Here is a 560-nt window from a genome sequence, read left to right as displayed (position 1 = left end):
ATACGGCTTTATGGCTCAATATTTCATCCAAGCTGTATACGGGTGCATTTATGCCGTGGAATAAACTCAGGTACTCACGGAACGACAACCCTTGCATCTCGTAAATCGGGAACCTCCGGCTTAAGTCAGCCATACCCTTGTATATGTCAAGTATTGACGACCCTGAGATGACTATCTGCAAATCCTCATAGCTGTCATAAATCTGCTTTACTTCCCTCGCCCAGCCATCATATTTGTGTATCTCATCAATGAAAAGGTGCTTCCCTCCCATCTTGACAAAGTAATCTGCTAGGTCGACAAGGCTGTGTTCGGAAAAATATATATGGTCTGCCGATACGTACAGTGTGTCAGCAGTATCCAAATTGAGCTTGATATGTTGTAAAATCATTGTCGATTTGCCAACACCTCTTGGCCCTACAATTCCGAACGCCCTTCCGTCCCACCTTATCCTGTCGTACTTGTATCTGAGGAAGTCGGTAGGGGTGCTTTTCAGCTTCCTGTTGAAAAATTCATATAACCGTTCCATACGTATATTGCATTAATTGTCAGCACAAATATAA

General features: G+C 43.2%; 1 protein-coding gene. It reads right to left on the bottom strand.

The annotated features are described in order from the left end of the window. A partial coding sequence (locus QVO66_RS10785) for an ATP-binding protein (protein ID WP_288172829.1) occupies nucleotides 1-526 on the bottom strand: 526 nt, incomplete at its 3' end. Nucleotides 527-560 lie beyond the last annotated feature (34 nt).

It is taken from the genome of Prevotella sp. CAG:255, assembly GCF_000431195.1.
GTDB lineage: Bacteria > Bacteroidota > Bacteroidia > Bacteroidales > Bacteroidaceae > Prevotella > Prevotella rara.
This window is presented reverse-complemented; position numbering and strand designations above follow the sequence as displayed.